Raw genomic sequence first — 16,433 nt, 5'->3', positions numbered from 1 at the left:
ACCGTCGTCGTCCACGACAACGCCGCGGGCACCCCGCCTGAGGTCCCGCCCCGCGCGCGAGGGGCGGGACCTCAGGGCATCGAGGCGCGCCCTCAGGGCAGCTCCGCCTCCCGGCGCCTGAGCCGCAGCAGCGCCGCCAGCATCGTCACCGCGACGCCCACCACCGCCCACGCCCACAGCACCAGCAGCGCCACGGTGGTGTCGTTGCCCTTGAAGTAGGCGATCGAGCGGGCCGCCCAGGTGCCCGCGCCGGGCGGCAGCGCCGGGCCGATCGCCTTCCAGAACGGCGGCAGCATCGGCAGCGGGAAGGCGCCGCCCGCGCTCGGGTTGCCCGCGATCACCACCAGCAGGATCGCCAGCCCGATGCCGACGATCCCGAAGACGCCCTGGAGGGCGAGCGTGGCGGCGCCCACCGCGAAGGTGATCAGCGCGCCGAGCCCCCACAGGTCCACCACGGCGCCGGGCAGCGCGCCGAGGACCGGCCCGACGACCACCGCGCCGCCGAGCCCGCCGACGATCGCGACCAGCGCCATCACCAGCAGCCGGATCGCGGCCCGGCGCGGGTTGGCGGGCCGGGCGCCGGTGCTGATCGCGAGGATCGAGGCGCACAGGTAGCCGCCGACGCACCAGCCGACCACCAGGTAGAAGGACGACAGGCCGTCGAAGTCCTGGTCCGAGGCCGGGGCCACGTCGACCGTCCGGACCGTCCGCCGCTCGGCCCGCTCCAGCTCGGTGACGAGGTTCTCCAGGGCGGTGGCGAGGGCGCTGCCGCCGCCGGAGGCGACCAGCAGGGTGTCCCGGCTGCCACCGGGGTCCACGACCAGCGCGCCGTCGAGGTCCCGGTCCAGGATCCGCTGCCGGGCCGTCGCCTCGTCGGCGACCGTACGCGGGTCCAGCGGACCGCCGGGCAGCTCCGCCAGCCGGGCCGCCGTCTGGTCGGCGGCGGCGCCCGGCGCGACCACCCCGAAGGGCACGTCCTTCGGTTCCGGGTCGTGCAGGGCCCCCACGTACGAGGCGATGAACAGCACCTGGAGGGCGATCACACCGAGGACGAGCAGGGTGGCGCGCGGCGTGACGGCGTCCTTCACCTCGCGGAGGAACGGGCTCTGTGTCATGTCCCCCACGGTCCGGGGTGGACGGTGTTTCCGCAGGTGGGAGGGGTCCGAACGGCTGTCGTACAGATGTTCGGAATTTGGTCTATGGTGGGGGTGAGCGGGTTGGGAACGAGTGTTCGATAGCGGGAGGTGCGCGATGCCGGGCTTCACGCATCTGCACACCGTCTCCGGGTTCTCCCTGCGGTACGGCGCCTCCCACCCGGAGCGGCTGGCCGAGCGCGCCGGGGAGCGGGGTATGGACGCCCTCGCCCTCACCGACCGGGACACGGTCGCGGGCGCCGTACGGTTCGCCCGCGCCTGCGCCAAGGCGGGCGTCCGCCCGCTGTTCGGGGCGGAGCTGGCGGTGGCCGCCCCCGAGCCGGACGCCGTACGGCCCGAGCGGCGCCGTCGGGCCCCCGTGCGCGGCGGTGCCTTCATCGACGAGTCGACACCCCGCGTCACCTTCCTCGCCCGCGACGGCGCCCACGGCTGGGCCGACCTGTGCCGCCTGGTCACCGCCGCCCACCGCGCCCCCGACCTGCCCCTGCTGACCTGGCCCGACAACCACGCCGACGGCCTGACCGTGCTGCTCGGCCCCGATTCCGACGTCGGCCGCGCCCTCACCGCGGGCCGCCCCGACCGCGCCGCCCGGCTGCTGGCGCCCTGGCGTGAGGTGTACGGCGACGCGCTGCGTCTGGAGGCCGTCTGGCACGGCCGTACCGGCACCGGGCCCGGCTCGCTGCGGCTGGCCGCCCGTACCGTCGGCTTCGCCGCCGAGCAGGGGGTCCGGCCGGTGCTCAGCAACGCCGTCCGCTACGCCGACCCCGGCATGGGCCCGGTCGCCGACGTGCTGGACGCCGCCCGCCGTCTCGTCCCCGTCGACCCGGCCAAGGGGCTCGACTCCGGCGAGGCGTGGCTCAAGGACGCCGGGGCCATGCTGGGCGCCGCCGAGCGGGTCGTGGAGGCCGCGGGCTTCCGCCGCGAGGCCGCGCACCGGCTGCTGGAGCAGACCCGGGCGACCGCCGCCGCGTGCCTCGTCGACCCCGAGGACGACCTCGGCATCGGCACCGTCCACTTCCCCGAGCCGCACCTCGTCGGCGCCGGGCGGCGCACGGCCCAGCGGGTGCTCGCCTCCCGGGCGGCGGCGGGCATGGTGCGGTACGGGTACACCGGCCGCCGCGCCTACTGGGAGCGGATGCACCAGGAGCTGGACATCATCGCCCACCACGGCTTCGCCTCCTACTTCCTGACGGTCGCCCAGGTCGTCGACGACGTGAAGGGGATGGGCGTCCGGGTGGCCGCGCGCGGCTCCGGCGCGGGCTCCCTCGTCAACCACCTCCTCGGCATCGCGCACGCCGACCCCGTCGAGCACGGGCTGCTGATGGAGCGGTTCCTGTCCAAGCGGCGCCCGGTGCTGCCGGACATCGACATCGACGTGGAGTCCGCCCGCCGCTTGGAGGTCTACCGGGCGGTCATCGGCAGGTTCGGCGCCGAGCGGGTGGCGACGGTCGCGATGCCGGAGACGTACCGGGTGCGGCACGCCATCCGGGACGTCGGCGCCGCCCTGTCCATGGACCCCGCCGACATCGACCGGATCGCCAAGTCCTTCCCGCACATCCGCGCCCGCGACGCCCGCGCGGCCCTCGACGAACTGCCCGAGCTGCGCGAACTCGCCGGTCAGCGGGAGCGGTACGGCAGGCTCTGGGAGCTGGTCGAGGCGCTGGACGCGCTCCCGCGCGGGGTCGCGATGCACCCGTGCGGGGTGCTGCTCTCCGACGCCTCCCTGCTCTCCCGTACGCCGGTGGTGCCGACCAGCGGCGAGGGGTTCCCCATGTCCCAGTTCGACAAGGACGACGTGGAGGACCTCGGGCTGCTCAAGCTGGACGTCCTCGGGGTGCGGATGCAGTCGGCGATGGCGCACGCGGTCGCCGAGGTGGAGCGCGCCTCGGGGGAGCGGGTCGACCTGGACGCGGTGCCGGACGGCGACCCGGCGACGTACCGGCTGATCCGGTCGGCCGAGACGCTGGGGTGCTTCCAGATCGAGTCGCCGGGCCAGCGCGACCTGGTCGGGCGGCTCCAGCCCGCGACCTTCCACGACCTGGTGGTGGACATCTCGCTGTTCCGGCCGGGGCCGGTCGCCGCCGACATGGTGCGGCCGTTCGTCGAGGCCCGGCACGGGCGGGCGCCCGCGCGCTACCCGCACCCGGACCTGGAGGGGCCGCTGAAGGAGACGTACGGGGTCGTCGTCTTCCACGAGCAGGTCATCCACATCGTCGACGTGCTGACCGGCTGCGGGCGCGACGAGGCGGACCGGGTGCGGCGCGGGCTGTCCGACCCGGAGTCGCAGGGGCGGATCCGGGTCTGGTTCGCGCAGCACGCGGCGGCCCGGGGCTACGACGCAGAAACGATTCAGCGAACCTGGGAGACCGTCGAGGCGTTCGGCTCCTACGGCTTCTGCAAGGCGCACGCGGTCGCGTTCGCCGTCCCGACGTACCAGTCCGCGTGGCTGAAGGCCCACCACCCGGCCGCCTTCTACGCGGGGCTGCTCACGCACGACCCCGGGATGTACCCGAAGCGGCTGCTGCTGGCGGACGCGCGGCGGCGGGGCGTGCCGGTGCTGCCGCTGGACGTGAACAAGTCAGGGGTCGCTCACCGTATCGAACTGGTGTCCGGTAAGTGGGGGCTGCGGCTCGCCCTCTCCGACGTGCACGGCATCAGCGAGACCGAGGCGGCGCGGATCGCGGACGGCCAGCCGTACGCCTCCCTGCTCGACTTCTGGGAACGCGCCCGCCCCAGCCGCCCCATCGCCCAGCGGCTCGCCCAGGTCGGCGCGCTGGACGCGTTCGGCGCCAACCGGCGCGACCTCCAGCTGCACCTGACCGAACTGCACCGCGGCGCCCGCGGCGGACGCGGCGACCAGCTCCCCCTCGCCGGGGGCCGCCGTACCGCCTCCGCCGGACTGCCCGACCTGTCCGAGGCGGAGAAGCTCAGCGCCGAGCTGGGCGTGCTCTCCATGGACGCCTCCCGGCACCTGATGGACGACCACCGGGCGTTCCTCGACGAGCTGGGCGTCCTCTCCGCCCGACGGCTGCGCGAGGCGCGGCACGGGGAGACGGTGCTGGTCGCCGGCGCCAAGGCGGCCACCCAGACGCCGCCCGTCCGGTCCGGCAAGCGGGTCATCTTCTCCACCCTGGACGACGGCACCGGACTGGTCGACCTCGCCTTCTTCGACGACTCCCACGACGCCTGCGCCCACACCGTCTTCCACTCCTGGCTGCTGCTGGTCCGCGGGGTCGTGCAGCGCCGCGGCCCGCGCAGCTTCAGCGTGGTGGGCGCGGCGGCCTGGAACCTCGCCGACCTGCTGGAGGTACGGCGGGAGGAGGGCCTGGAGGGGGTCGCGGCACGGCTGGCCGCGGGGTCCGGCGCCGTTGCCGCGCCCGACGACGACGGCGAAGGGCCCGCGCGACGGCGCCTCGCCGGGTCCGAGGGCGCCCCCGCACCGGCGGGCTCCGCCGCCCAGGACGCGAGGGAACAGCGGCGCGTCCGCATGTCCACGGGGTACGAGATGCACCCCTGGGCCGATCTGCGCCCCGCGGGCGAAGGACCCGCGGTGGGAAGGAAGTTGTGGCACCAGAGTCCGGGGAGTGCGGGATGACGATCCTCTGCGTACGTTTCCAGCTGCCGCCCACGCAGGAGGCCGCCCTGCCGGGGCTGCTCGGGCTGCTGGAGGAGTTCACCCCCGTCGTCGAGGCGCTGCCGCCCGACGGCGCGCTGGCCGACCTGAGCGGCGCCGAACGGTACTTCGGGCGTACGGCGGTGGAGCTGGCCGCCGTGATCCGCGTCCGCGCGCTCGCCCGGTACGGCGTGGACTGCGCGATCGGCGCCGGACCCGGAACGATGCTGGCCCGGATGGCGCTGCGCGACGCCCGCCCCGGCGTCACCGGGGTGCTGCCCGCGGGCCCGGACGGCATCGCCGACCTGCCCGTCACCGCGCTCCCCGGCGTCGGCGCCGCGACCGCGCGCACCCTGTGCGAGTACGGCCTCGACACCCTCGGCCGGGTCGCCACCGCGCCGCTGTCCACGCTCCAGCGGCTGGTCGGCGCCAGGGCGGGCCGCGAGCTGCGCGAGAAGGCCAACGGCGTCGACCGCGGGCGGGTGGTGCCGAACGGCGTCTCCCGGTCCCTGGTGGAGGAGCGCCGCTTCGACCGCGACGAGCTGGACCCCGAACGCCACCGCCGCGCCCTGCTCTCCGCCGCCGGGGAACTGGGCGCCCGGCTGCGCGCCGTGGAGAAGGTCTGCCGTACCGTGACCCTGACCGTGCGCTACGCCGACCGGTCCGCCACCACCCGCTCCCGCACCCTGCCCGAGCCGACCGCCCACTCACCCGCCCTGACCCGCGCGGCCTACGACATGTACGAGGCGCTCGGCCTCCAGCGCGCCCGGGTCCGGGCGGTCGCCCTGCGCGCCGAGGGCCTCGGTGCCGCCGAACGGGCCGCCCACCAGCTCACCTTCGACCCCGTGGACGAGAAGGTCCGCCGCATCGAGGAGGTCGCGGACCGCGCGCGGGCGAGGTTCGGGCCGCGGGCGGTGATGGCGGGGCGGCTGGCGGCGTAGGCGCCCCGGCGGTCAGTGGGTCCACGGCGGGGCGACGCGGGTGCCGTCCGCCAGTTCCGCCGTCATGCCGAGGGAGGTGGTGACCCAGGTGACGGCGGGCCGGTCGGTGGGGTTCTCCACGGTGAGGACGGAACCGGCGTTGACGATCACCGTGTCACCCGCGGTGACGCGCTCGGTACGGCCGTCGAGGGTGACCAGCAGCTCGCCGTCGAGCAGGTGCAGGACCTCCTCCCGGCTGACGGAGTGCGCGGGCGCCCTGGTGCCGGCGGGGACCTCGCCGCGCCAGGCGCACAGCTCCCGGCCGCCGGTGCGGGGGGCGGCGTACGAGACGAAGCGGGCGCCGTGCAGTTCGTGGGTGACGGCTTCGGAGGAGCGGACGACGGGCATGGGCGGGTGGCCTCTCTGGGAGTGGGTAGTCAAGGAGCTTGACTTCGCGTGACGGGCTTATGGTCAAGCTGCTTGACCATTTCGTCAAGGGTGTTTCAATGCCCTGGTGCAGAACTCCGCCGACGCCCTGTCCCTGACCGCCGCCCTGCTCGCCGCCGCGGGGGAGCTGACGCGGCGCATCAACGAGGGGGTCGTCGCCCGTGGCTTCGAGGGGCGGCCCGCCTACGGGTTCGCCTTCACCCGGCTCGCCCCGCACGGGGCGACGGTGACCGATCTGGCCGCGCACCTCGGTGTGACCAAGCAGGCGGCGAGCCAGCTCGTCGACGAGTTGGTACGCAAGGGGTACGTCGAGCGGCGCGCGCACCCGCGGGACGCGCGGGCCCGGCTGGTCGTGCTGACCGAACGCGGGTGGGCCTGCACGCGGGCCGCGGAGGAGGCGGCGGCGGAGGTCGTCGCGGAGTGGGGCGCGGTGCTGGGCGAGGGCGAAGTGCGGGCGCTGGCGGGGCGGCTGGGACGGGTGGCGCCGGGTGGGCCGCTGAGGCCCGTCTGGTGAGCGGTGGAAGTTTTTACTGACGCGTAACTTCTCAACGTTCACTACTGGGCCGTAACTTAACGGGTGAACAAGAGCATCCCGTGATCCGGATCACAGGGCGTACGGCAGTCCCCACTCCCCTTTGAGCCGCAAGGAGATCACTCGATGCTGCCCTGGAAGCGGGCGATGAGACCCATCGCCGCACTCCTGCTAGCCGCCACCGCCGCCCTCGTCCCCGCCACCGCGCAGGCCACCGACGCGCCCAGCAGCGGATGGAACAACTACTCCTGCAAGCCCTCCGCCGCCCACCCCCGCCCCGTCGTCCTGGTGCACGGCACCCTCGGCAACTCCGTCGACAACTGGCTGGGCCTCGCGCCGTACCTGACGCACCGCGGGTACTGCGTCTTCTCCCTCGACTACGGCCAGCTCCCCGGCGTGCCGTTCTTCCACGGCCTCGGGCCCATCGACAAGTCGGCGGAACAGCTGGACGCGTTCGTCGACCAGGTGCTCGCCGCGACCGGCGCCGCCGAGGCCGACCTCGTCGGCCACTCGCAGGGCGGCATGATGCCGCGCTACTACCTGAAGTTCCTCGGCGGCGCCGCCGAGGTCAACGCCCTGGTCGGCATCGCCCCCGACAACCACGGCGCGACCCTGAGCGGCCTGACGAAGCTGCTGCCGTACTTCCCCGGCGCCGAGGACCTGGTCTCCGCGGCCACCCCGGGCCTGGCCGACCAGATACCCGGCTCCGCCTTCCTGACCAAGCTCAACGAGGGCGGCGACACCGTGCCCGGCGTCCGCTACACGGTCATCGCCACCAAGTACGACCAGGTGGCCACCCCGTACCGCAGCCAGTTCCTGGACGGGCCCGGCGTCCGCAACGTCCTGCTCCAGGACCTCTGTCCCGTCGACCTCTCCGAGCACCTGGCGATCGCGCTGGTCGACCGGATCGCCTTCCACGAGGTGGCCAACGCGCTCGACCCGGCGCACGCCCAGCCCACCACCTGCGCGTCGGTGTTCAGCTGACGGACCCCGCCGTACCGCCGGGGTCCGACCGGCCTGAGCCGCCCGTCGGGCCCCGTGCCTTTCCCCCGGGTCAGCGGCCGTGCCGTCCGCCGACCACCGCGCGCCGCCGCACCGACGCGAACAGGGCCGCCGCGCCGACCGCCAGCGCCGCGGCGCCGCCCACCGCGAGGTACGGGGTGGTGCCGTCGCCGCCGGTCTCGGCGAGGTTGGCCGTACTGCCCGCCGCCTTCGGCTCGTTGGCGGTCGTCCCTTCGGACGTGGCCGTGTCCGTGCCCGCCCCGGGGGCCGTGGTCGTCTCCGGGTCGTCGTCGCCGTGGCCGTGGTTCTCGACGGTCGAGTGCTCGGCGGCTGCCTCCACCTGCTCGTCGGAGGGGGCGGAGGCGGCGGGCGCGGAGGTGGCGGGCGCGGAGGCGGCGGCGCCGCCGTCGGCGTCCGTGCCGGTGCCCTCGTCCGCCGGGTCGCCGCCGTCGGCCGTACCGCCGCCGGCCGTGCTGCCGCCGAAGGTGACGTCGGAGCAGGAGTAGAACGCCTCCGGGCTGTCCGAGCGCTGCCACACCGCGTACAGCAGGTGCTGGCCGGAGCGCTCGGGCAGGGTGCCGGAGAACGTGTAGAAGCCGCCCGCCGCGGCCGGGTCGGTGACGGTCGCCACCGGGTCGGCCAGGTCGAGGTCGTCCCAGGCGAGCGGCTGGGACGGGTCGTAGCCGGGCTTGGTGAGGTACACCTTGAAGGTGCCCTTGTGCGGCGCCGTCACCCGGTACTTGAAGGTGTACGCGCCGCTGCTGACGCTGGTCGCGGGCCAGTCGGCGCGGGCCAGGTCGAGGCCCTTGAACTCCTCGTTGTTCGCGCTGCACAGCTTGCCGTCGGGGATGAGCGTCTGGTGCCGTCCGGCCGCGTCGCCGATGCGGATACCGTTCCAGTCGTAGAGCGCCTGGGTGCCGCCCGCCGCCACCGCCGCCCCGCACGCGTCGGACCGGGGGCTCTCCGGTCCCTCCGCGTAGCACTGCGCGACCCGGCTGACCGGGTCGCCCATCGAGCCGTGCGCGGTGGCGGGCGCCGCGCCGAGCGCGGTGAGGGCGAGCGGGGCGATCCCGAGGACGGCGGCTGCGGCGGCCTTGCGGCGTGCGGGCATGGGGACTCCTGAGACGGAACGGCGACATGGGGGGCTGGTGGATCCCGTGGGGGTGATCAGAAGTTAGCCCCGGGACGCCGCCGAATCGCCCGCCGGAGGCCGCGGGAGGAGATCCTTATGGTCGCTTTAAGGGAGTGCTCAGGCTGGGCTGAGGTAGTTACCGTGCGGGTATGGCAGATGACGACGTCCGACCGGCCGTGGCCGCCGACGTCCCGGCCGTGCGGGCCGTGACGGACGCCGCCTACCACCCCTACCTGGCGCGCATCGGGGTGGTGCCGCGGCCCGTGCGGGCGGACCACGCGGCGGACGTGGCCGCGGGGCGGGTGTTCGTCACCGGGACCCCGGTGGTGGGCCTGGTGGTGCTACGGGCGTACCCGGACCACCTGTTCCTGGACAGCGTCGCCGTCCACCCCGACGCGCACGGCACGGGGGTGGGACGGCGGCTGCTGCGGTTCGTGGACGCACGCGCGCGTGCGCTCGGGCTGCCCGAGATCAGGCTCTACACCAACGCGATGATGTGGGAGAACCAGGAGATCTACCCGAAGTACGGGTACGAGGTCGTGGAGCGGCGTGTGGACGGGCCGTACGACCGGCTCCACTACCGCAAGCGGCTGGAGCCGGACGGCCGGTGAGGCGTGTCGGGGGCGGGGGCTACGGTCGTCCGCCGTCCGGCCACCAGGTGCGCGCGACGTCCCCGCGCACCTCGGGTCGTTCCGCCGGGGAGTCGTCGGCCTCCTCGCGGAGCCTGCGGGCGTCCGTCTTCCTCGGGGGCTTGTGCACGGTCACTCGGCGCATGGCTGCCTCCTTCAGTGCCTACCGTGTTCCGTGTCGTCACGGAGGTAGACCCTTTCGGGGAGGGTTCCTCATCGCCACCGCTCTGTCAGTGGCGGGTGTCACTCTTGGGGCATGACGGAACACACGGACCACCCGGGCCACCGGGACACCACGGGCGTGGACTGGGACGCGCGGGCCGCCGCCTTCGACGACGAGCCCGACCACGGGCTGCGCGACCCCGCCGTGCGCGGCGCCTGGGCGGAGCGGCTGCGGGCCTGGCTGCCCGAGCACCCCTGTGACCTGCTCGACCTCGGCTGCGGCACCGGCAGCCTGGCACTCCTCGCCGCCGAGCGGGGACACCGGGTCACCGGCGTCGACCTCTCCCCGGCGATGGTGGCCCGGGCGCGCGCCAAGCTCGCCGGGCGTGACGCCGCGTTCCTGGTCGGTGACGCGGCGGCGCCGCCCGTGGGCGAGCAGCGCTACGACACCGTCCTCGTCCGGCACGTGCTGTGGGCCCTGCCCGACCCCGGCCGCGCGCTGCGGCACTGGCGCGGGCTGCTGCGGCCGGGCGGGCGGCTGGTGCTGGTGGAGGGCGTGTGGGGCACGGTCAGCCCGGTCGGCATCCCGGCCGACCGGCTCACCGCCCTCCTCGCCCCGCTCGCCGAGCGCGTCCACCTGGAGCGGCTCTCCGACGACCCGCTGCTGTGGGGGCGGGAGGTCGAGGACGAGCGGTACGCCGTCGTGGCCAGTGCCGCGGCAGGCGATGTCTGCCCGTGAAGGAGCGGCGTCCGGTGCGTGCTCTCCTCGTGCCGGCCGGAAGCCCCCGTCCTGGGTGTACTCGGGCTTTCGGCCGGTGCGGCGAGTGGGGGTCCCCTGCTCGCGGAGCTTGGGGGAGTGCCGGGCGTCGCGGCGGGGCGGACGTCGCCCGCCGCGGCACTAGGTGAGGAGTGTCTCGAAGTCGCCGCCGTGGGCCCTGGACTCCAGTTCGTCCAGGGCCGCCAGCGCGGCGGACGCGGCCTCCGGGTCGCGCTCGCCCAGCCCGCTGTCGGCGAACTCGTCCTCGTCGAGGCGGCGTACGTCCGTGCCGTCCGCGGAGCGCCACAGGTCCAGGTCGAGGTCCTCCACGACCAGTTCGGCGCCGGTCAGCGCGGCGGGGCGGGTGATGTCGCAGTACCAGCCCTTCAGCGTGCCGGTCGCGGTCCTGACCTCCTTCACGGAGTACCAGCGGTCCCGCCAGTAGTGCTCCGTGAAGACGTCGCCCGGCTCGAAGCGGACGAAGCCGAAGTCGCGGGTGCCGGAGCCCGCCCAGGGCGCCCGGACGGTGACGCGCGTACCGTCGTCGGCCAGCAGCTCCGCCGGGTAACGGATCTTCGTACGGCCCGCCTTGACCAGGACGACGTCCACCTGCCGTGGCCGGTCAGCCGAGTTCGCGGACATGGCGCACCTCCGTCGCGCAGATGTCGTAGCCGAACCACTTGTTGATCGCCAGCATCGGGCCGTTGCCCGCGTCGTTGCCGGTGAACGCCTCCGTGTACCCGGCGGCGCGGGCCCGGTGCAGGGAGTCGTTCTTGGCGAGCTTGGCGAGGCCGCGGCCCCGGTAGGCGCGGCCCGTGCCGGTCATCGCGGTGGCGTAGCGGGTGCCGCCGTCCGTGTACGCGGCGCTGAACGCGGCCGGGCGGCCGTCGACCACGGCGACCGAGGTCAGCTCCAGGTCGAGGAGCGGGTGGCGCCAGGTCTCCGTCAGCCACGCCTCGTAGTCGGTCATCGTGACGTCCACGTCACCGGGTTCGTCGGAGCTGGCCTCCGCGTCCAGCTCGAACACCGGGCGCGGGTCGGCGGCGTAGTCGGTGGCGGTGCGCAGCTCGACGCCGGGGGGCGGGGTCTGACGCGGGGGCAGGGTGCCGTGCGCCAGGTCGAGGCGGAGCAGGTGCGCCGAGCGGCTGGGGCGGTAGCCGTGGGCCTCGGCGAAGGCGCGGTTGCCGGGGGCGTCCAGCACCCAGCTGAGCAGTCGCGTCGCGCCGTGCGCCGCCAGGTGCTCCTCCGCGGTGCGCACCAGCAGCGAGCCCGCGCCGTGCCGGGTGTGCTCCGGGTGCACGTACACGTTGAGGTAGCCCTGACCCGGCTCGGGGCTCTCCGGGACCAGGCCGACCTGGGCGGTGCCGACGATCTCGCCGTGCCGCTCCGCGACGAGGGCGAGGTGGCGGGCGTCCGGGTGGGCGTGGGTCACGCTGTGCACCACCGAGGCCGGGGTGGACATCATGTACGGCACCGCGACGTGCCGGACATGGGCGAACCCCTCGGCGTCGGCGGTGACCTCGGGGCGCAGGGCGCGCACGATCACTGTCATATGGCGGCACGCTACGGGGCGGCCTGCCGGGGTGCCTCTCATTTTCCGGGGGTGCGGGACAATCGGCGCGTGACGTTGAGGATCCAGATCGATGAGAGTGCCGCGGCCGGGCCGCCCTACGAGCAGGTGCGGGCGCAGATCTCCGCGCAGGCGCGGTCGGGTGCGCTGCCGGTGGGATACCGGCTGCCGACCGTGCGGGGGCTGGCCGAGTCGCTGGGGCTGGCGGCGAACACCGTCGCCAAGGCGTACCGGGCGCTGGAGACGGACGGGGTGGTGGAGACGCGGGGGCGCAACGGCACGTTCGTCGCCGCGGCGGGGTCGGCGGCGGAGCGTGAGGTCGCCGTGGCGGCGGAGGCGTACGCCCTGCGGGCCCGGCGGTTGGGGGTTTCGGAGGGGGACGCGGTGGCCGCGGTGCGGGACGCGCTGCGAGCCGCTTACGGGTGAGGGGGCCGGGGGTTCGGCGTGGTGCCGGGTGCGGATGCGTGGTGACCTGTCGCGCCCGCGCGGCGGCAGCCGCGAAGTGATACGGCCCCGCGCCGCTGGGGAGTGCGTGTGGGCGTCGGGTGGGGGCGTGCCGTTGGTCCGCTGGTCGCGCCCGCGTGGCTCCAGGCACGCGGTGGTTCACAGGTACAGGCCCGCGTCCGCCTCGCCGCGTGGTTCCGGTAGGGACGTCGGGGAGGTGCCGCGGCGTAGGGCGTACAGCTCTGCCAGGGTGGCGCCCTCGCGGCCGACGCCCTCCTCGGTGCCGAGCCAGGCCACCGACTCGGCGCGGGTGAGCGGGCCGACCTCGATGCGGGCGAGGCAGCGGCCGGGGCGGACGACGGCGGGGTGCAGGCGTTCCAGGTCCTCGTTGGTGGTGACGCCGACCAGGACGTTGCGGCCCTGGCCGAGCAGGCCGTCGGTGAGGTTCAGCAGCCGGGACAGGGCCTGGCCCGCGGTGTGCTTGGCCTCGCCGCGGATCAGTTCGTCGCAGTCCTCCAGGAGCAGCAGCCGCCAGCGGCCCTTGCCGGTGGAGTCGTCCTCGCCGATCGCGATGTCCATCAGGTAGCCGACGTCGGAGAAGAGCCGCTCGGGGTCGAGGACGCAGTCGACCTGGCACCAGTCCCGCCAGGACCGGGCCAGGGTGCGCAGTGCCGACGTCTTGCCGGTGCCGGGCGGGCCGTGCAGCAGGAGCAGGCGGCCCGCGATGTCCTCGGGCGTGGTCTTCATCAGCCGGTCCATGGCGTCCGCGACCGGCGCGGTGTAGTTGGGGCGGACCTCCTCCCAGGTGCCCGCGGAGATCTGCCGGGTGGTGCGGTGCGGGCCGCGGCGCGGGGAGACGTACCAGAAGCCCATCGTCACGTTCTCCGGCTGCGGTTCGGGCTCGTCGGCCGCGCCTTCGGTGGCCTCGTCCAGCACCTTCGCTGCCAGTTCGGCGGTGGTCGCCGTCACCGTGACGTCGGCACCGCGGTTCCAGCGGGAGACCAGCAGGGTCCAGCCGTCGCCCTCGGCGAGGGTGGCGCTGCGGTCGTCGTCGCGGGCCATGCGCAGCACGCGCGCGTTCTGCGGCAGCAGTGTCGCGCCGGAGCGCACCCGGTCGATGTTGGAGGAGTGGGAGTACGGCTGCTCGCCCGTGGCGAAGCGGCCGAGGAACAGCGCGTCGACGACATCGGCGGGCGAGTCGCTGTCGTCGACGTTGAGCCGGATCGGCAGCGCGTCGTGAGGGTTCGCAGACATGTCGCCATGATCGGGCAACGGGGCGCCGCCCGCACCCGGTTTCCGCGGTGCGCGGAAAGTGTCCGGTGTCCGTCCGGAGCCTCTGCCGTCACCCTGTCGGGATCAAGCGTGGAGCCGACTCCCGCTGGGGACGACAGACGTGAGCCGCTGTCAGCAAAGCTGTCATGAACACGTAATCGACCTGGTCGAAGTAATCGAACAAGTCATGAATAAGGGGGCATCGGGTGGGGGTCGGCGGCAGAAGTTTTGGCATGGACACTTCCAGTCAACACGCGTAGCTGGTACCAAGGTCAACGCAGCGATCCTGCTAAAGGGAGGTTCCATGAGACGTTCCCGATTTTTCGTGTTCCTGACTTCGGCGCTCTTCGCGGTCACCGCGGCTCTCACCGGAGCCACGGCCGCGCAGGCCGCGGAAAGCGCCGCTACCGGCTATGTGGCGCTGGGTGACTCCTACTCCTCCGGTGTCGGCGCGGGCAGCTACATCAGCTCCAGCGGCGACTGCAAGCGCAGCACGAAGGCGTACCCCTACCTGTGGGCCGCCGCGAACTCACCCTCGTCGTTCAACTTCGCCGCCTGCTCGGGCGCCCGAACGGATGAAGTTCTCGCCGGACAGCTCGGCGGGCTCGGCTCCGGCACCGGCCTGGTCTCCATCAGCATCGGCGGCAACGACGCCGGGTTCGCCGACGTCATGACGACCTGTGTGCTCTCGTCCGACAGCGGCTGCCTGGACCGCGTCAACACCGCCCGCTCGTACGTCAGCAACACCCTGCCCGGCAAGCTCAACAACGTGTACACGGCGATCCGCAACCGGGCCCCGTCCGCCCACGTCGTCGTCCTCGGCTACCCCCGCTTCTACAAGCTCGGCACCACGTGCCTGGGCCTGTCGCAGACCAAGCGCAGCGCCATCAACCAGGCATCCGACCTGCTGAACAGCGTCATCGCCCAGCGTGCCGCCGCGTACGGCTTCACCTTCGGCGACGTCCGCACCACCTTCACCGGCCACGAACTCTGCTCCGGCAGCGCCTGGCTGCACAGCGTCAACTGGCTGAACATCGGCGAGTCGTACCACCCGACCGCCAACGGCCAGTCGGGTGGTTACCTGCCCGTCTTCCGCAACGCCGCCTGACCCCCCGGCTGTTCGAACACGCCTTCCCGGGGGCGTGTTCAGGGACTGTATGACGCGGAGGCCCCGTCCGTCGGGGTCTCCGTCACACAGGTCACCGAGAAGGCGACCGCGTTCGACGTCGCGCGCACCGGGTCGCGCACCTCGACCCTGACCTCGTCCTCGTACGTGCCGCCCGCGGCGTACGTCGTCACGACCACCTGGTCCTGCCGGATCCGCGCCCCGTCCGCCGGGAACGACAGCGTCTTCCAGCCCGAGTCGGACAGTTCGCCGTGCCGCGTGACCCAGCGGTAGTCGACCTCCGCGGGCACCCGCCCCACCGTGAACGTCGCCGTGAACGAGGGCGCCTCCTCCCTCGACGGCGGACACGGACCCGCGTACTCCGTGCGGGCCCCGGCGACACTGACGCGCACCGACTGCGGCGCGGCCGTCGTCGGCTCCTCCTCGCTCCCGCTCCGACTCGGCGTCGGGGACGGCGTCGGCTCCGCGCTCGACGCCCCACCGCCCGCCCCGTCATCCGTCGTCGGCGACGACTCCGGCCGCCCGGTGCCCGCACTGGACCCCTCCGCGTGCCCCCCGTCGTCGTCCGCACCGCTGTTCAGCAGCGCGTACGTCAGCCCGCCGATCGCCAGCGCCAGGGCGACGAGCCCCGCGATCAGGACGGCGGCGGTACGGCGGTCCCGGCCGGGCGGTGTGCTGGAGGTCGAGGCCGTGCCGACGGGCGTCGTCGGCGGCGGGGGCGGGACGGGACGCGTCGGCGCGGGCGGCTGGCGGTGCGCGACGACGGTCGGCGCGTACGGCGCCGCGTCCGCGCTGTCCGCCCGGGGGGTGCCCCCGGCGCCGACCAGGCGCAGGTCCCGCTCGGCCCGGTCGGCGGAGAGCCGCCGCGCCGGGTCCTTGCGCAGCAGCCCCGCGATCACCCCGGCGAGCGGTCCCGCCCGGCGCGGCGGCGGCAACTCCTCGTCCACGATGGCGCGCAGGGTGTTCAGCGGGGTGCTCTGCCGGAACGGCGAGTCCCCCTCGACGGCCGCGTACAGCAGCACCCCGAGCGACCACAGGTCCGACTCCGGACCCGGCTTGCGCCCGAGCGCGCGCTCCGGGGCGAGGAACTCCGGCGAGCCGATCACCTCGCCGGTCATCGTCAGCGCCGAGGTGCCCTCCACCGTGGCGATCCCGAAGTCCGTCAGCACCACCCGGCCGTCGTTCGACAGCAGCACGTTGGCGGGTTTCACGTCCCGGTGCAGCACCCCGGCCTCGTGCGCGGCGCGCAGCGCGGCCAGCACCTCGGCGCCGATGTGCGCCGCCCGCCGCGGCTCCAACGGGCCCTCCGCCTCCAGGAGTTCCGCCAGTGAGATCCCCCGGACCAGCTCCATCACGATCCAGGGGCGGCCCTCGTCGGTGGCCACGTCGTACACCGTCACCACGTTGCGGTGGGCGACCCGGGCCGCGGCCCACGCCTCCCGCTCCAGGCGGGCGTACAGCCGCTCGACGTCGGCGGCGGGCAGCCCGTGCGGGGCCCGCACCTCCTTGACGGCGACCTCGCGGGCCAGCACCTCGTCCCGGGCGCGCCACACGGTCCCCATCCCGCCCTCACCGAGCGGGGACAACAGGCGGTAGCGTCCCGCGATCACACGTGCGCCGCCCGGGGTCTCGGTCACGGGCACCCCCCTTCGCACAGGCCGCATGGCGCGAAT

16 protein-coding genes are annotated in these 16,433 nt (G+C 74.3%); 8 read left to right on the top strand and 8 right to left on the bottom strand.

Annotated elements, in window-relative coordinates; translation table 11 throughout:
- Positions 1-92: 92 nt before the first annotated feature.
- Positions 93-1,115: a DUF3533 domain-containing protein gene (locus ABZ659_RS31380; protein ID WP_360226743.1), complete on the bottom strand. Its 1,023-nt coding sequence runs from the start codon at positions 1,113-1,115 to the stop codon at positions 93-95.
- 136 nt (positions 1,116-1,251) lie between these two features.
- Here ABZ659_RS31380 and ABZ659_RS31375 point away from each other — a divergent pair, with 136 nt between their 5' ends.
- Complete coding sequence (locus ABZ659_RS31375) at positions 1,252-4,749, top strand: DNA polymerase III subunit alpha (RefSeq protein ID WP_360226740.1); 3,498 nt, start codon at positions 1,252-1,254, stop codon at positions 4,747-4,749.
- On the top strand, positions 4,746-5,708 hold the full coding sequence (locus ABZ659_RS31370) for a hypothetical protein (RefSeq protein WP_360226737.1): 963 nt from the start codon (positions 4,746-4,748) through the stop codon (positions 5,706-5,708). The genes ABZ659_RS31375 and ABZ659_RS31370 overlap by 4 nt, the downstream gene beginning before the upstream one ends.
- A 12-nt stretch (positions 5,709-5,720) precedes the next feature.
- Here ABZ659_RS31370 and ABZ659_RS31365 read toward each other — a convergent pair whose 3' ends face one another.
- Complete coding sequence (locus ABZ659_RS31365) at positions 5,721-6,095, bottom strand: cupin domain-containing protein (protein ID WP_360226734.1); 375 nt, start codon at positions 6,093-6,095, stop codon at positions 5,721-5,723.
- A 106-nt stretch (positions 6,096-6,201) separates the two neighbouring features.
- On the opposite strand from ABZ659_RS31365, the gene ABZ659_RS31360 reads away from it, so the two are divergent.
- Together ABZ659_RS31360 and ABZ659_RS31355 are read left to right on the top strand one after the other, a co-directional pair.
- Positions 6,202-6,648, top strand: a complete 447-nt coding sequence (locus ABZ659_RS31360; RefSeq protein WP_360226731.1) for a MarR family winged helix-turn-helix transcriptional regulator — start codon at positions 6,202-6,204, stop codon at positions 6,646-6,648.
- 144 nt (positions 6,649-6,792) lie between these two features.
- Positions 6,793-7,650, top strand: a complete 858-nt coding sequence (locus ABZ659_RS31355; RefSeq protein ID WP_360226728.1) for an alpha/beta fold hydrolase — start codon at positions 6,793-6,795, stop codon at positions 7,648-7,650.
- A 70-nt stretch (positions 7,651-7,720) separates the two neighbouring features.
- Here the strand turns inward: ABZ659_RS31355 and ABZ659_RS31350 are convergent, their stop codons facing one another.
- Positions 7,721-8,779: a lytic polysaccharide monooxygenase gene (locus ABZ659_RS31350; protein ID WP_360226725.1), complete on the bottom strand. Its 1,059-nt coding sequence runs from the start codon at positions 8,777-8,779 to the stop codon at positions 7,721-7,723.
- Positions 8,780-8,949: 170 nt separating this feature from the next.
- Here ABZ659_RS31350 and ABZ659_RS31345 point away from each other — a divergent pair, with 170 nt between their 5' ends.
- Positions 8,950-9,411, top strand: a complete 462-nt coding sequence (locus tag ABZ659_RS31345) for a GNAT family N-acetyltransferase (RefSeq protein ID WP_360226722.1) — start codon at positions 8,950-8,952, stop codon at positions 9,409-9,411.
- A 19-nt stretch (positions 9,412-9,430) separates the two neighbouring features.
- Here the strand turns inward: ABZ659_RS31345 and ABZ659_RS31340 are convergent, their stop codons facing one another.
- Complete coding sequence (locus ABZ659_RS31340; RefSeq protein ID WP_360226719.1) at positions 9,431-9,574, bottom strand: hypothetical protein; 144 nt, start codon at positions 9,572-9,574, stop codon at positions 9,431-9,433.
- 111 nt (positions 9,575-9,685) lie between these two features.
- Here ABZ659_RS31340 and ABZ659_RS31335 point away from each other — a divergent pair, with 111 nt between their 5' ends.
- Positions 9,686-10,330 carry a class I SAM-dependent methyltransferase gene (locus ABZ659_RS31335; RefSeq protein WP_360226716.1) on the top strand — a complete coding sequence of 215 codons (645 nt, stop codon included), beginning with the start codon at positions 9,686-9,688 and terminating at the stop codon, positions 10,328-10,330.
- 159 nt (positions 10,331-10,489) lie between these two features.
- Here the strand turns inward: ABZ659_RS31335 and ABZ659_RS31330 are convergent, their stop codons facing one another.
- Together ABZ659_RS31330 and ABZ659_RS31325 are read right to left on the bottom strand one after the other, a co-directional pair.
- Positions 10,490-10,990 (bottom strand): DUF402 domain-containing protein, encoded by a 501-nt coding sequence (locus ABZ659_RS31330; RefSeq protein WP_360226713.1) that lies wholly within the window; start codon positions 10,988-10,990, stop codon positions 10,490-10,492.
- On the bottom strand, positions 10,971-11,900 hold the full coding sequence (locus ABZ659_RS31325) for a GNAT family N-acetyltransferase (RefSeq protein WP_360226710.1): 930 nt from the start codon (positions 11,898-11,900) through the stop codon (positions 10,971-10,973). The genes ABZ659_RS31330 and ABZ659_RS31325 overlap by 20 nt, the downstream gene beginning before the upstream one ends.
- A gap of 69 nt (positions 11,901-11,969) precedes the next feature.
- Here ABZ659_RS31325 and ABZ659_RS31320 point away from each other — a divergent pair, with 69 nt between their 5' ends.
- Positions 11,970-12,344, top strand: coding sequence for a GntR family transcriptional regulator (locus ABZ659_RS31320; protein ID WP_360226707.1), 375 nt, complete (start codon positions 11,970-11,972; stop codon positions 12,342-12,344).
- 177 nt (positions 12,345-12,521) lie between these two features.
- Here the strand turns inward: ABZ659_RS31320 and ABZ659_RS31315 are convergent, their stop codons facing one another.
- Positions 12,522-13,616 (bottom strand): DUF5925 domain-containing protein, encoded by a 1,095-nt coding sequence (locus tag ABZ659_RS31315; protein WP_360226704.1) that lies wholly within the window; start codon positions 13,614-13,616, stop codon positions 12,522-12,524.
- A 322-nt stretch (positions 13,617-13,938) separates the two neighbouring features.
- Here ABZ659_RS31315 and ABZ659_RS31310 point away from each other — a divergent pair, with 322 nt between their 5' ends.
- Positions 13,939-14,742: an SGNH/GDSL hydrolase family protein gene (locus ABZ659_RS31310; RefSeq protein WP_360226701.1), complete on the top strand. Its 804-nt coding sequence runs from the start codon at positions 13,939-13,941 to the stop codon at positions 14,740-14,742.
- Positions 14,743-14,780: 38 nt separating this feature from the next.
- Here the strand turns inward: ABZ659_RS31310 and ABZ659_RS31305 are convergent, their stop codons facing one another.
- The gene (locus ABZ659_RS31305; protein WP_360226698.1) at positions 14,781-16,424 is read right to left on the bottom strand and encodes a serine/threonine-protein kinase; all 1,644 of its coding nucleotides are present in this window, start codon (positions 16,422-16,424) and stop codon (positions 14,781-14,783) included.
- Between the last annotated feature and the right edge of the window lie 9 nt (positions 16,425-16,433).

Origin of the sequence: Streptomyces sp. NPDC006997 (assembly GCF_040635175.1) — a bacterium.
In the GTDB taxonomy this organism is placed as follows: Bacteria; Actinomycetota; Actinomycetes; order Streptomycetales; family Streptomycetaceae; genus Streptomyces.
The sequence above is the reverse complement of the archived record's forward strand: the minus strand, read 5'-3'. Positions and strand labels throughout refer to the sequence as shown.

Bases quoted from the DNA above. Each gene is read 5' to 3' on its own strand.
- ABZ659_RS31365 (WP_360226734.1), bottom strand. From the start codon at position 6,095: ATGCCCGTCGTCCGCTCCTCCGAAGCCGTCACCCACGAACTGCACGGC.
- ABZ659_RS31370 (WP_360226737.1), top strand. From the start codon at position 4,746: ATGACGATCCTCTGCGTACGTTTCCAGCTGCCGCCCACGCAGGAGGCC.
- ABZ659_RS31310 (WP_360226701.1), top strand. From the start codon at position 13,939: ATGAGACGTTCCCGATTTTTCGTGTTCCTGACTTCGGCGCTCTTCGCG.
- ABZ659_RS31315 (WP_360226704.1), bottom strand. From the start codon at position 13,616: ATGTCTGCGAACCCTCACGACGCGCTGCCGATCCGGCTCAACGTCGAC.
- ABZ659_RS31305 (WP_360226698.1), bottom strand. From the start codon at position 16,424: ATGCGGCCTGTGCGAAGGGGGGTGCCCGTGACCGAGACCCCGGGCGGC.
- ABZ659_RS31350 (WP_360226725.1), bottom strand. From the start codon at position 8,779: ATGCCCGCACGCCGCAAGGCCGCCGCAGCCGCCGTCCTCGGGATCGCC.
- ABZ659_RS31355 (WP_360226728.1), top strand. From the start codon at position 6,793: ATGCTGCCCTGGAAGCGGGCGATGAGACCCATCGCCGCACTCCTGCTA.
- ABZ659_RS31375 (WP_360226740.1), top strand. From the start codon at position 1,252: ATGCCGGGCTTCACGCATCTGCACACCGTCTCCGGGTTCTCCCTGCGG.
- ABZ659_RS31345 (WP_360226722.1), top strand. From the start codon at position 8,950: ATGGCAGATGACGACGTCCGACCGGCCGTGGCCGCCGACGTCCCGGCC.
- ABZ659_RS31335 (WP_360226716.1), top strand. From the start codon at position 9,686: ATGACGGAACACACGGACCACCCGGGCCACCGGGACACCACGGGCGTG.
- ABZ659_RS31325 (WP_360226710.1), bottom strand. From the start codon at position 11,900: ATGACAGTGATCGTGCGCGCCCTGCGCCCCGAGGTCACCGCCGACGCC.
- ABZ659_RS31330 (WP_360226713.1), bottom strand. From the start codon at position 10,990: ATGTCCGCGAACTCGGCTGACCGGCCACGGCAGGTGGACGTCGTCCTG.
- ABZ659_RS31380 (WP_360226743.1), bottom strand. From the start codon at position 1,115: ATGACACAGAGCCCGTTCCTCCGCGAGGTGAAGGACGCCGTCACGCCG.
- ABZ659_RS31340 (WP_360226719.1), bottom strand. From the start codon at position 9,574: ATGCGCCGAGTGACCGTGCACAAGCCCCCGAGGAAGACGGACGCCCGC.